This window comes from Rossellomorea sp. FM04394 (assembly GCF_041889765.1).
GTDB lineage: Bacteria > Bacillota > Bacilli > Bacillales > Bacillaceae_B > Rossellomorea > Rossellomorea aquimaris_B.
Genome location: NZ_CP168654.1, coordinates 920,634 through 933,420, shown reverse-complemented (window position 1 = coordinate 933,420; position 12,787 = coordinate 920,634). Strand labels below are relative to the sequence as shown.

13 protein-coding genes are annotated in these 12,787 nt (G+C 43.8%); 1 reads left to right on the top strand and 12 read right to left on the bottom strand.

Annotated features, from left to right (window positions below; genetic code table 11):
- Window positions 1–2 precede the first annotated feature (2 nt).
- The 10 genes from ACCB35_RS04740 to ACCB35_RS04695 form a co-directional block, all read right to left on the bottom strand.
- Window positions 3–482 carry a DUF2975 domain-containing protein gene (locus ACCB35_RS04740; RefSeq protein ID WP_374055978.1) on the bottom strand — a complete coding sequence of 160 codons (480 nt, stop codon included), beginning with the start codon at window positions 480–482 and terminating at the stop codon, window positions 3–5.
- Window positions 483–840: 358 nt separating this feature from the next.
- Window positions 841–1,683, bottom strand: coding sequence for an alpha/beta fold hydrolase (locus tag ACCB35_RS04735; protein ID WP_374055977.1), 843 nt, complete (start codon window positions 1,681–1,683; stop codon window positions 841–843).
- Between the two features lie 13 nt (window positions 1,684–1,696).
- The gene (locus tag ACCB35_RS04730; protein WP_374055976.1) at window positions 1,697–1,981 is read right to left on the bottom strand and encodes a DUF3784 domain-containing protein; all 285 of its coding nucleotides are present in this window, start codon (window positions 1,979–1,981) and stop codon (window positions 1,697–1,699) included.
- A 203-nt stretch (window positions 1,982–2,184) separates the two neighbouring features.
- A complete protein-coding gene (locus tag ACCB35_RS04725) occupies window positions 2,185–2,703 on the bottom strand; it encodes a hypothetical protein (protein ID WP_374055975.1) in 519 nt (172 codons plus the stop codon).
- A 118-nt stretch (window positions 2,704–2,821) separates the two neighbouring features.
- The gene (locus tag ACCB35_RS04720) at window positions 2,822–3,478 is read right to left on the bottom strand and encodes a hypothetical protein (RefSeq protein ID WP_374055974.1); all 657 of its coding nucleotides are present in this window, start codon (window positions 3,476–3,478) and stop codon (window positions 2,822–2,824) included.
- Between the two features lie 79 nt (window positions 3,479–3,557).
- A complete protein-coding gene (locus tag ACCB35_RS04715) occupies window positions 3,558–3,743 on the bottom strand; it encodes a DUF4083 domain-containing protein (protein ID WP_374055973.1) in 186 nt (61 codons plus the stop codon).
- A 117-nt stretch (window positions 3,744–3,860) separates the two neighbouring features.
- Entirely contained in the window at window positions 3,861–4,691 is an 831-nt protein-coding gene (locus ACCB35_RS04710) for a glycerophosphodiester phosphodiesterase (RefSeq protein ID WP_374055972.1), read from the bottom strand.
- A gap of 429 nt (window positions 4,692–5,120) precedes the next feature.
- A complete protein-coding gene (locus ACCB35_RS04705; RefSeq protein WP_374055971.1) occupies window positions 5,121–5,648 on the bottom strand; it encodes a GNAT family N-acetyltransferase in 528 nt (175 codons plus the stop codon).
- A 234-nt stretch (window positions 5,649–5,882) separates the two neighbouring features.
- Complete coding sequence (locus ACCB35_RS04700; RefSeq protein ID WP_374055970.1) at window positions 5,883–6,464, bottom strand: shikimate kinase; 582 nt, start codon at window positions 6,462–6,464, stop codon at window positions 5,883–5,885.
- Between the two features lie 67 nt (window positions 6,465–6,531).
- Entirely contained in the window at window positions 6,532–7,803 is a 1,272-nt protein-coding gene (locus ACCB35_RS04695) for an MDR family MFS transporter (protein WP_374055969.1), read from the bottom strand.
- A 98-nt stretch (window positions 7,804–7,901) separates the two neighbouring features.
- Here ACCB35_RS04695 and ACCB35_RS04690 point away from each other — a divergent pair, with 98 nt between their 5' ends.
- Window positions 7,902–9,623, top strand: a complete 1,722-nt coding sequence (locus tag ACCB35_RS04690; RefSeq protein WP_374055968.1) for an ABC transporter substrate-binding protein — start codon at window positions 7,902–7,904, stop codon at window positions 9,621–9,623.
- A 333-nt stretch (window positions 9,624–9,956) separates the two neighbouring features.
- Here ACCB35_RS04690 and ACCB35_RS04685 read toward each other — a convergent pair whose 3' ends face one another.
- Window positions 9,957–10,484, bottom strand: coding sequence for a YcxB family protein (locus tag ACCB35_RS04685; protein WP_374055967.1), 528 nt, complete (start codon window positions 10,482–10,484; stop codon window positions 9,957–9,959).
- Window positions 10,485–10,664: 180 nt separating this feature from the next.
- On the bottom strand, window positions 10,665–11,858 hold the full coding sequence (locus ACCB35_RS04680) for an MFS transporter (protein ID WP_374055966.1): 1,194 nt from the start codon (window positions 11,856–11,858) through the stop codon (window positions 10,665–10,667).
- Window positions 11,859–12,787: the final 929 nt, after the last annotated feature.

Sequence of the window (12,787 nt, the reverse complement as noted above, 5' to 3'; positions counted from 1 at the left end):
CCTCAGACCGTTAAATCATTTTCAGATTTGATATCGATGGCATTTTTCAACAGCTTCTGAAGGACAGCCGCAAAGACCGCAATCACCGCTGCGCCGAAAATAAAGATCATCCCGATCAATATGATACCAGGGGCGTCATCAACCTCCGCCAGAATGTAAAAGAGCGGCATCGCTGCCACGTATAAAAGACTGATGGCAATGGCACATTTCTTTATCGTCTTTAAGGCTTTTACGGATAATTCCGAGAACGCATTGTTCTTGTCGATAAAGCTTAAAAGTTTAAAAGCTTGAAACAATGCGATGAAAAACGGTATAGCGGATATATACATAACGACCAGAATGCCATATACCACATACGCAAGCTTCGAATCACTTTCTGCTACATCCATGGCTAACCAGGGTAACCCCAAAACGCACAAAGCAACAATGGGAGCCCCGATAAGAAAAACAGCAATCTTTAAGAAGAGTGTTTCCCGTTTCATAAAAAGCACCTCGCTTATTTATTATTGATTTTAATCTACCACTCCATTTATTGATTATCAATAAATATTTATTTATTTTTAATAATATTTTTATGGTTATCGGTAGACAACTATTCATTTGAGACAAAATATAAAGCAATCCCCTCATTACAAGAAAGCTCTAATAAAGCCTGCATTGATCTCATTCTTGCTTAGTTTTTAAAGCTTTCAATATAAGTAAGTAAAAATCTCCTCGTTCCCTCTGTCGCATTCTTTCCATAAAAAAGAAGCTTACCAAGTCTCCGATAAGCCCCATTAATCATCCCCTATTATTAATCAAGAATGATTATGTATATTGTTCACAACACTACCCGAAAGATTATATCCATCGGCTCTCCACCTTTCCTCCACTCATAAACGATCGGGTCAATGCCAGCACCTCTTCAGGTTGTTCCAAGATGGTCCAATGCCCGCTTCCTTTGACTTCCACAAGTTCTGCGCTCTTCAAATATGGGATGACATTTTCCTGTATATAGGCTGGGGGAAGAATATCAAATGCTCCCTGAGCGATCAAAATAGGTAACGATTCGATTTGAAACAGAAGTGGGAATAGGTTGTAATTTTGTTCAATATCTCTGCCTATGTTATGAAGGGCCTCTTTGTTGAAGCGGATCTCTTTTTTGTTTTTCAATGTCTCGACTGAATATACATAGTAAGGGTCGATCAGATTGTCGAGCCTCCGGGAGACATCCACTCCGAAAATGGATGATAAAGAGTAATAACCGAGCAGCATTTTTTTATAGGGACCCAACTTTTGAAGAAAGACTTTTTTAAACGTTACATAGTCTTTCGAGGATAAACCGATGGCGGCTGTCAGGATGATGTTATGAATATGGGATGGATACTTTGCTGCATAAGACAAAGCCAGGATACTCCCCCACGATTCGCCGAGCAGGGTCACTTTTTCTAGGTTAAGTGCCTTTCTTATTCCTTCAATAGTGTAGATTTCCTCTTCTATGGAATAGGTATCGCCCCCTGACTTACCGCAGCCTGTTTGATCATAGAGAATGATCTGATAGTCTTCAGCGAGAGGATTCATATGCGGTAGAAAATAGTCAAGACTCCCGCCTGGACCGCCGTGGAGAAAAATGATCGGCTCCCCTTCCCCTTTCACACACACATAAATCGATTTCCCATTGATCGTGATACGCTTTCCTTTCATCTTCACACACCCTTCATTTCAGGAACTTTCTATTAATAACTACATACACAACGGTAAGTAAAACCAACATGACTATCACAAAAATGGTCCCTTCATGGGCATAATCCAACAGACTGTTAACGATCCCAAGCACCCCTAAGGGAAGAAAGAATAGTACCCCTGTTATCGTACCTAACAACGACTTATCTTTGATCATCTTTTCATTAAAGCCGGCCAACAGCCACGTTTGTTTCTTCACACCGACGAGATACGAAATCAGTAACAGAGCGACTCCAATGGTAAGTAATCTGTAATCCATCACGACTCCTCCTTCATGTGAATAAATTGACCTCTCCTACAAGTACGGATTCACTTGAAAAAGGTTCCAAAATATTCCTATCTATACATTGAGATGTGATTAATGAGAGGTTGTTCTTCAAAAAAAAAGACCGCCCACGCATTCTACTTAATGATGGACGACCAGTTTCCGAAGACCACAGGGAACAGATCCCTGTGATCCGGTTACTTCTCTTTGACAGGCAATACAATTGAAGAATAGACGGTACCATCTATTTCAATATCCATTCTCCATTGTCCACTGGCTGGAAACCACAGCGTCACTGGTTGTTCCTTCTCCCGGGAATTGGGCAGTGCCAGGGGTGCTCTTTTTCCATCTCCATCATGAGTGAATAGAAGACGGATTTTATCGGCACCTACGGCTTTCTCAGGCAGTATCAGATTCGTTTCAAAATTTTCTTCCTCCACCACAAATGAATTGTACTCGATGCTCCCCTTCTCATCACCCAAATACAAATTGCCTTCTGAAACAAAGTCCGGGCTGGTATGCCATTTGGCCCTCTCTTCCCCTGAAAAATGCAGGAATACAAAGAGCAGGACAAAAGCCAAGCAAGCGGCTTGAGCCTTCCAGAATCCATTGACTGTTTTAAAGGAGTTCATCATTTCAGAGTATGGAGCCACCAGCTTTAAGATAAGAAACGCCACATTCAGGAAGAATAGCGCCAATGCGATAAATAAAAACATGAAATTCCCCCTTTCTGATCAAGCGATAAGATATGTCATCTATATTTAGGTTATTCTAATAAAAGAACATACCGGTAATCCCCTTAGCCACGGTGCCGTCTCATTGATTCCCACTCCATCATTGTGTTCTGCCGATTAATTTCGTATGAACAGTGTCGGCCATAGTGAAATTATGATCGGCAAGGAACGTAACGGAATGCAGACGCGTCTCCTTTTTCTCACTGCTGCAAAAAATAAGGGTGCATTCTTCGTTCCCCATTGTCACTTTTCCATTCGTTTGTTCTGTCAGTTCAAAACCTAAAAGCCTGCTGACTAAGGCAGGGTCTTCGCGGAAATTCATGTGAATCTCCATCGCTTGTATAGATGGGTGTTTTTCTTCACTCACCACTTCCCGCCTTTTTTGTAGTTCGATCCGAAACTTCCAGGGGGTGGAAATGAACGTTCTTCGTTCGCCTTCATCTACCTTCCACTGCAGTTTTCCCGCCCTCTCTATGATCCCTGAATACTCAGTATCCGTAACCAGGAAGCCGATATGGTCGAACATATCCTTTTTTCCGTGTCCAAATGTTAGATTGGTTTGACCTTTGACCATTTCGATTATTCTGAAACGAATGTCTTTATCTCTAAAATCTTCCCAGTTCAAAGGAGGATTGAATGTGTGCATTTCCCCATTGTATCGACCGACTCTTAACGTGGTTCTGAATCCTGACTGCCGATAAAACCTTTCCATTTCTTCCGGTCTGTCCGTCCACCAGTGATAGTGAAAAAGTTGCATCTCATGTCTCCTCTCCATACATCTTTGTCCATTATCATAGATTCCTAATTTAAGAACCTCCTCTTTACAAGTAGGCTGTTCAGCCACCCTTCTGCTTTTCCAGCAATTCAATGATTCTATCTAACTTCTTATTGATATCATCAGAAGTACGAACTTCTTTACGTCTATTGATGTTGATCCTTCTGATGAAAAGGGAGAAGGATACAGCTCCGAGTAGCAGTAATGAAAAGAAGACAAACTGAAAGAGTAAATCTCCAAGATACATGATGACCACCTTCTTTTTTGGATAATTATACCACAAAAAAGAGGATCTGACCCCAAGTGTGGAGGGTCAGACCCGAAAAAAAGAAGCAGCAGAAGCCACTCCCTTTTTATTAGAATATTAGTTTCTAGGATCTACATAATCCGGATAATCCGTAATGATCGCGTCCACGTTCATGTCGAAAAGAAAGTCTGCCGCTTCCTGGCTGCGCACCGTCCATGATCCAATTTGCATCCCTTGGGCGTGGACTCTATCCACTACTTCTTCTGTCACGATTCCGTAGCTTGGGTTGAACCATTCCGCATAGGTTGAGATTTCTTCTAACGCTTCCGGTGTAGTAAGTGCACGGTTGGACGTTAACACACCGACTGGAACATGTGGAAGCAGCCCATCCATTTTTTTCATCGAGTCAAAATTAAATGATTGAAGAATGATTTTTTCATTTTGAGGTTTGTCGAGATTCCGTTCTTTTAATGCTTCTGCCACTTGTTCTTCAATACCAGGGTAAAGTTCCGGGGCCTTTAATTCGATTAAGATTCCAACCTTACCGTGGTAACGATCAAGAATCTCTTCAAATGTCGGAATGGGTTCTCCCGCAAATGATTCTCCCTTCCAACTACCAGCATCAAGACCTTTAAGCTGTTCAAGTGTTAAGTCCCCTACTTTTCCCGTTCCATCTGTAGTACGGTCCACCGTTGTGTCATGAATGACGACCAATTCACCATCTTTACTTCTCTGAACATCGATTTCAATATAATCCGCCTTCATATCAACCGCCACATCAAAACCGGCAATCGTATTTTCAGGTGCGTACCCTGCCGCCCCGCGGTGAGCTACATTGTCTACTTGCTTCCTTTCCCCTGCTGTCGGTTCTTCGGCAAACGCCTGACTGAACGGGCTGAACAACAATGAAAAAGCAACGCCTGTACCAATTAGTAATTTTTTGTTCAATTTCTTCATCTCCTATCCTGAATATGTATTTCTACTTCAGTTTAGGAAAGGGATGTTGAGTGGATATGTAGTTTAAAATAAGGCTTAATGAAGATTGTGTTAACAAAATTCGACCTTTTTTCTTACGTTTTTTTACAAAATGGTTGAAGGGTGGTGTGTTTATGGTCAATAGTGCTTATTTGAAGTGATTTATGTGTTTGAAAGGTCATAGGAAACCCACCTGTGCCAGCAATTGATCCCTTTTTACCTACTTTCAATCCGGACTTGGGATGATTGATCCCAGGTTAAGGTTTATTGATCCTGAGTATAATGAATTGATCCTGTTTTCAATTAATTGATTCCTCCTGTCGAATTTTCTTTAAACCGCTGATTACATAAATGATGGCCGCCCCGGCACGTCACTCATTGCGTGCCGGGGCGGCCATCACACTATGTTGATTTCACCATCCACTCGTCCTCCAGTATGCTCATCTCCCACAAACTCCAGTAGTCGTTCCCACTTTTCCTGGCATCTCTCAATAATCCCTCTTTCGTAAACCCCGCCTTTTCGTAGCAGTGTATGGCTGGAGCATTAAAGTCGAATACACCCAGGCTTACCCTGTGTAAGTGAAGTTGATCGAAGGCGATGCGGAGGATTTCTTTCATCATCTGCTGCCCTACTCCGTTGCCTCTTGTACTTTTGTCACCAACCAGTACTTTCCCAATTCTGGCCGATCGATTGCGACGATCGATTTTCCCGAGGGAGATATGACCAATGACCTTCTCATGATCCACTACTTTATAAATCAGGGTTTCTGTCCCCTCTTGATTAGCGTTCTCAAGATACTTCTCCAACTGGGCTTTATCCAATGGAAAGTGGAATGCCGGACCTCCCCATTGCAGCAAAAACTCAGGTGAATCCATCCAATCGATCAGCTGATTGAAATCCTGTTCCACAAAGTATTTCAACTCTATCATTCTTCATTTCTCCTTTCTGATTTTCTCCCTTCTTTTGAAAAGAAGATCCCAATTCACGGACACTGCGCCATAACCGCTTGTGAAATGTCATAGAATATCGACCTGTTCCGATCATTCATCCTGTTTGATCAACTTTCTATTCGGATTCGGGATAATTGATCCTGTTTCCGATTTATTGATACTGGTTTCAATAGATTGCTCTGGAAATAATCGATCCTCCGTGTCGAATTATCATTATTCCCAGACAGTGTCCCCCTGCCCCAATTGAAACTCCCTGATCACTATCTCAGCAACTTCTTCTGCACTCAAATTTGTATTATTGATCTTCAAGTATTTCTCTCTAACAATCTCTCCTTCATGGGAATTCAACCGGAGGCTATCCAACGATTCAAGCAATCTTTTCTCAGAGTCTTCTATATTTCGCTTGGTTGGTTTATGCTGCAGACGGTTCGGTGTTTTGTTCCTTTCTAATCGTACGTCCAAGTTAGACTCCAATTCTACGAAATACACGTCTGCACCATTCGCTTCAAAAATATCTGTGACCTTCTCGACCCATTCCCAGTCCCCTTTTTCGTTGAATGCCCACATGAACGTGTAAATCATCCCGTACTCGTCACCTTTTGAATAGGCTTTAAAGATTTCTTCTCTCATCATATGACATATGCTCCACATTTCTTCACTGAATCCAAAGAACGGTTGGAGCAGTTCGATGGTCATATGGTTATGAAATAGTTTTAAGTCCGTCTTTTTCTCTAATTCCTGCCCCACCGTCATCTTTCCGACAGCTTGGGGTCCGAATAATAATATGAGTCTCAAAGATTTGTCCCCCTTGATTTGATTTAAATAAATGTATCACACCGGTGGACACTCGATCGTGCCTGTATTATTTACCCACCGCAGCACTTGTCTTGATGACAGGGGCTTCCTTTCCTGCACTCTTCAAAGCGACTTTTGAAAAGAAGATCCCAAGGACGACGAGCCCTAAGAATCCGGCTCCCATCGCCATTCCACCAATGATGTTCCCGACAATCAAGCCCGCGGCGCCGATCATCTTCCCCACCTGAAAGACCAGTCCGTTCATGGCCATATACGCTCCCCGCTTGCTGTCATCCACGATATCGGCGAGGAGTGATTGTCGTGTCGGCACATAAAGCAGTTCGCCGATGGTCAGGACGATCACGGAGAGGAATAGGGTGAGTATATGATTGCTGAAGGCCATGAAGAAATAACCCAGTCCGAAGAGGATGAATCCCGTGTACATGATCGGTTCCTCTTTCTTACCGGTGATCCATTTTCCGACCGCTGCCGTGAATAGAACGATCATCAATGTATTGACGACAGTCAGCACGCTCAATAAACGGATTCCGTCCATTTCGAAAGTAAGCAGGCTGAATAGCTGTATGGTTTGAGGGAGTATTTCTTCCTCCAGCCTCACAGAAATGAAGTTATTCCGTTGAAATTCGATTGATAGAATCGCGATTCCTCCAAAGGTAAACGCCATGAACGTCCAATCTTTCATGACCATGCTGTAGCTTTTCAAGAGGGGCTTGATCCCGTAAGTTTTTTCGCCTTTTACAGTTTTGACTTGATACGTATCGACGATTAACGCTGCCGTCATCCACAGTGTCACGATGCCCATAAGGAGGAGTACCGCAATCAATTCAAAAAAGTGATGTTCAAAGAACCATCCCCCGATCATCAACCCGATCATGATGGATAAGTTGACGGCCCAATAATTGACAGAATACATGAATGCCCTTGTTTCCTTCGTGCTTACATCGATGAGCATGGCTTCGGATGCAGGGTTGACCATCCCGGATGAAATGCCGATCACGAGCAACATGATAAAGGTGATCCACGGGGATGTATAGATTGGTGAATTGACTGCAAGCAGCCCGGCAAATGCACCGACCTTCATGATTTCACCTGCTACCATCAGCTGTTTCCTGCCGATGATGTCAGCGAGGAACCCTCCATACAGTCCCGCGATAAACTGTATAGCCACTTGAATCAGAAGAAGGATCCCTGCAACGGATGCATTGATTTCCTTCGTGAAGTAGATGGCCATGAATGGGAAAACAGCTGAGCCCACTACCCGGCTTAAAAATGAAGTATAAATCCTGACTTTGATATTTGGGTGTAATGTTGAAAACATCGTATCATCTCCTCTATGCTTCCATTATGTGCTAGAAGAAAAGGGGTAAAAAGGGTACAATAAAGGAAATAATGTCCCCTTTTAGGAGGAGAATGGATATGAATGATCGCTATTTTGCCATGAGAGCTCATTTTCTCGAACGTGAAGTAAATGGGGAATGCTTCTTTAAATTAAAGGAGCTTGAAGAAAGATGGTTTTGTTCGCTGAAGAATGTGAAAAGGATCCTGCACCAGTTCGAGGAGTCTGGCAGGCTCACCTACCTTCCCGGTGCAGGGAGAGGAAATCCTTCGAAGGTAACGTTCAGACACCCTTTCCAGCAAGAAGTAGAAGATTTCATGAAAGACTGTATGGAAAACGGCAAGCTCGATCAGGCAGCCCATCTCCTCAGACTCCCGATTCCGAAGTCATGGATTGCAAAGGTTTCTTCGGATATCCGGGATATGTTCGGGCTGAAGCAGGGAACGGAATCCAAGGATGTGCTTCACGCGTTTATTTCAAGGGACTTCACTACCCTTGATCCCCTGAAGGTATCCATCTCCTTTGAAGCCCATTTAATTGAATACCTGGGAGATACCCTCGTCAAATATGATGCCGGAGAAGACCGGATTCTCCCCCATATCGCACACCATTTCGAGTCTGTTGATGAAAGGAAGTGGATTTTCCACTTGAGGAAAGGGGTTTATTTCCATCATCAGGAAACACTGACAAGCAAAGATGTCTCCTATACCGTGGAACGGATCAAAAGCAGTGGTGACTCCTCCCATCAATGGCTTGCGGAAGACATTGATTCAGTGGAATGTCCTGGTCCTTATAAAGTCGTCATCACATTGAAAAAAGAAAATCCATTTTTCCTGCGATACATCGCTTCGCCCAACTTTTGCATTCTTCCTTCCAGTCAGTCTTTCAATGAAGAGGAATGGATTGGCACCGGTCCCTTTTTATTAAAAGAGCGTTCAGAAAACAAAGTGGTGCTCGAAGCATTTGACCGCTACTTTCTTGAACGGCCCCTCTTGGATGAACTCCATTTTTACAAAGTGAGTCAGGATGCCGCCACCATTGTGGATTTCACTGTACAAAATCCACCGTCGGAAGAGGTGTTGAGTAAGCACGAACTTGAAACAGGCTTCCGATTCCTCATGTGCAACATGAGAAGACAAACCGTGATACAGCACCCTTCCATCCGAAAGGCACTGTATCATCTGATGGATATCAACCGGATGGCCGGTGCCCTCGGATGGGAGCATTGGGTGGAAGCAAGCAGCTTCGTGAATACACGGTCCTCGCCTCAAGCCAGGGACCCGGAAGCCATCCTCCCTCTTTTGAAAGAAGCGGGATATAAGGGAGAGCCGATCACACTTTATTATATGTACTACCAGAAAGCCTTCGAGGTTGCCGATTGGTATAAAAGGCAGGGTGAAGAATATGGAATCAACTTCGTGCTGCATCCGTTTACTTTTCCTGATTTCTATCTTCGGGAAATGGACCGGAAAGCAGACCTGATCTTCATGGGCGAGGTTTCTTCCCTGGATCCCCACCTGTCCTTCCTGGCTGCCTTCTACAACGACACCCTTCTATTTAGAAGGATGTTCCCCCTCGAGTCCCTGGAATGGATCGACGGTAAACTCGAGATCTTCAAGCAGGAAGAGGCGGAAAACAGGGAGCTGGTCATGGCGGAAATCGAAGCACATATCCGTGAGAATAATCTATTACTCTTTCAACATCATCCGATTAAGACAAGGACCTTTCACCCCATGATCAAGGATGTGAAATTCCATTCGTTCGGGCATTTTGATTTTTCTAAGCTTTGGATTCCCAGGTAGATAAACCACCCGAACGGATAATCGATCCGGTTTGACCGACTTTCAAGCCGGATTTGGAATTTATAATCTTTGTCATAGTTATTCATTACTTGAGCATCTGTGGAAGATCTTCTTGATTTTGGGATAGTAAACCGGTCCCACGTCCCACCTGCTTAAAAAGCATTCCCACCACTTGATCCTCCGTCAATCGATCCCTCATGATTACTTAGCGATCCACACCAAGATGGTCGTTCGGATTCCACCAGGCACTCGGAGAATCCCTTAAAAGGGCCAGCCCCATGCACAATTAAATGCGGGGGGCCGGCACCAGATTTCTTTCATAGAGACGATGTTTTACTTAAAATGAATGTTCTTTGAATCCATGTTTTCAGTAACGACTTTCTTAAATGAGTCTATGTCCACTTGAGACTTGAAGAAACGTTCAGGAAGAGGAATGGCTTTGTTTTTGGAAAGGTAAATCAAAAATATCCGTTTTTGGCCCTGAACTTTAAGAATATCGGTCCATTCAAAATAACTGGTGGATCTCCCTCTGAACTGGGTAATGCCGTTTTCATCAAAGTGGTATGTATAGTCCCTCTTCATTAATTGATCACTTTTAAACTCCTTGATTCCTCTCCATCTTAGAACGACCTTTGCCAAAAGAAACAAAAGCAAAGTGGCTACTGATGAAAAGATCAAGTTAAAGACGGTTACAATGACAACGTCCAAGGCGTTCTCCAAACCTGAAGAAGTCGTCCAGGCAAAAACTACGAAGATGAGAACAAAGTATAACAAGGAAATGATCCGGAGCGTCCTCTTGGTGTGGAGAGAATTGAATAACTTATAATCATCCAACGTCAATTCACCCTTCAATGATAACAATGGCTCTGTTTTTTCGTTTACACTGCTGATAATAAATCCCTCTTTCTGTTACATATATCCCATACACTATAACATAGTATGCTATTCTTTTTGGGATAGAAGAAGTTGCCGGTCAGAAATAAAAACATCTATCCTGCAACAAAATAAGGAGCTCCTCAACTAAATGAGAAGCTCCCTATCTTAACTCTTTCTTTCCATTTTAAGCCTTTCAACAACCAGATACCCACCTGCAAGCACGAAAAAGAGTAGCAGCAGGCCGGCAAATCCGTCGGTAAATCCTGTACGTTCGATGGCGAATCCGAATAACGGGAAGCTGATCATGATGACGAAGCTTTCCATTAATCCAATCAACGAAAGAAAAGTAGATCGGATGTTGCTCTTTAGAAAGCCTTGCACAAATGAGCTAAAGATTGGTTCGAACAGACTCAGGAGCTGCGCAAGAATCAGAAATGATACCAGGATCGCCCAGTCCGTGGCAAAGATAAACAGGATGAAAAAGAAGAGAAAAAGACCTAAGCCATAATATAAAATATTGAAAAACTTAAATCGTGCCTCCACCCTATAAGCGACCTTCGCCATCACGACGCCCAAGAGGCCTTCGATCGTAAACACAGCTCCGACGACCACAGGGGAGTAGCCTAATTGAATGAAGTATTCCTGTCCGTAGAACACCATGATCACCATGACGGCACTCGCTAGGACAAACAGCACAACCGGCTGGTGAATCACCGTATTATTTCTCCAAACCGCAACACCTAATTTAAATTGATGAACCCACTGGTTATACCAGCGTCCGCCAATATCCTCCGTCTTTTCACGTTCCGGCTCCTTCATGAAAAACAGCGGAAACAATGCAAGGACATGAGTGACGATGGTTGCACCATATACCCATTCCCAGCTGATCTCGGCCATGAATCCCCCGATGAATTTGGCAAGGCTCAATGATAAGAGGGAAATCGCCGTCATACTTCCAATCACCCGTGTATAATCCTTTTCACGTTTCTCATCTTTCAACGAATCATAAGCAAATGCCTGCTCTGCACCTGAATGGAAGGTGACCATGAGCCCCATGGATAAAAAGGCCAGGGTAAACATCGAAAACGAGCCGCTCATGAGCATGAACAACCCATAAAGAAGGCTGAACACATTCCCGATCACCAGACTGACCTTCCTCCCATACAAATCAGCGATCATCCCGGTCGGAACCTCAAACAGGACAATGGCCAAATGGAGGAACGCCTCCAATATGCCGATCTCACCGAAGGTCATCCCCTTATCCCCAAGGTAGATGACCCACAACGCTCGATCAAAGAACAACTGGGCAAAAAAGAGATAAAAATACAGCAGATATATATTGTTTTTTGTTTTCATCATTTCATTTCGTCCTTTCTTAAACACAAAGTTACTAGAAAAGCGGAGGCGGCTTGCCCAGAGGCGACAAGCATAAGATGGACATGCCGGAAAGGCGTTTTTTGCCTTTTTGGCATGTTTAGCTTATGACCCTCGAGCCTCTAGCCGCCGCAGCTAGATCAAGAAAAGCGGAGGCGGCTTGCCCAGAGGCGACAAGCATAAGATGGACATGCCGGAAAGGCGTTTTTTGCCTTTTTGGCATGTTTAGCTTATGACCTCGAGCCTCTAGCCGCCGCAGCTAGATCAAGAAAAGCGGAGGCGGCTCGTTCAGAGGCGACAAGCATAAGAGGAACATGCCGGAAAGGCGTTTTTTGCCTTTTTGGCATGTTTAGCTTATGACCTCGAGCCTCTAGCCGCCGCAGCTAGATCAAGAAAAGCGGAGGCGGCTCGTTCAGAGGCGACAAGCATAAGAGGAACATGCCGGAAAGGCGTTTTTTGCCTTTTTGGCATGTTTAGCTTATGACTCGAGCCTCTAGCCGCCGCAGCTAGATCAAGAAAAGCGGAGGCGGCTCGTTCAGAGGCGACAAGCATAAGAGGAACATGCCGGAAAGGCGTTTTTTGCCTTTTTGGCATGTTTAGCTTATGACTCGAGCCTCTAGCCGCCGCAGCTAGATCAAAAAAGCCACAGGGAATCATTCCCTGTGGCTTTCGCTATTTTCAGGAAATCATACGTACGTTCACATGATTGAAATTTCAGCTGAAAAAGGACAGACTTGTCCCTGGGATGGCTGAAATTCCAAAAATAGACATCATGAAGACAAGATATTTTTTCTCAGCTTTGATGTCTAAAGTGAACGAATGCATGAATTTTCCCTCCTTTATGTTTAAGATTCTTTTTTATTATATAATTCTTTCGGGTCCCGGACAAGCAATCCTTGACCCGGATTTCCCCA

Excerpts from the sequence above, each read along its gene's own strand:
- ACCB35_RS04695 (WP_374055969.1), bottom strand. The coding sequence starts at position 7,803 with ATGTTTTCAACATTACACCCAAATATCAAAGTCAGGATTTATACTTCA.
- ACCB35_RS04735 (WP_374055977.1), bottom strand. The coding sequence starts at position 1,683 with ATGAAAGGAAAGCGTATCACGATCAATGGGAAATCGATTTATGTGTGT.
- ACCB35_RS04740 (WP_374055978.1), bottom strand. The coding sequence starts at position 482 with ATGAAACGGGAAACACTCTTCTTAAAGATTGCTGTTTTTCTTATCGGG.
- ACCB35_RS04715 (WP_374055973.1), bottom strand. The coding sequence starts at position 3,743 with ATGTATCTTGGAGATTTACTCTTTCAGTTTGTCTTCTTTTCATTACTG.
- ACCB35_RS04680 (WP_374055966.1), bottom strand. The coding sequence starts at position 11,858 with ATGATGAAAACAAAAAACAATATATATCTGCTGTATTTTTATCTCTTT.
- ACCB35_RS04690 (WP_374055968.1), top strand. The coding sequence starts at position 7,902 with ATGAATGATCGCTATTTTGCCATGAGAGCTCATTTTCTCGAACGTGAA.
- ACCB35_RS04725 (WP_374055975.1), bottom strand. The coding sequence starts at position 2,703 with ATGTTTTTATTTATCGCATTGGCGCTATTCTTCCTGAATGTGGCGTTT.
- ACCB35_RS04730 (WP_374055976.1), bottom strand. The coding sequence starts at position 1,981 with ATGGATTACAGATTACTTACCATTGGAGTCGCTCTGTTACTGATTTCG.
- ACCB35_RS04720 (WP_374055974.1), bottom strand. The coding sequence starts at position 3,478 with ATGCAACTTTTTCACTATCACTGGTGGACGGACAGACCGGAAGAAATG.
- ACCB35_RS04705 (WP_374055971.1), bottom strand. The coding sequence starts at position 5,648 with ATGATAGAGTTGAAATACTTTGTGGAACAGGATTTCAATCAGCTGATC.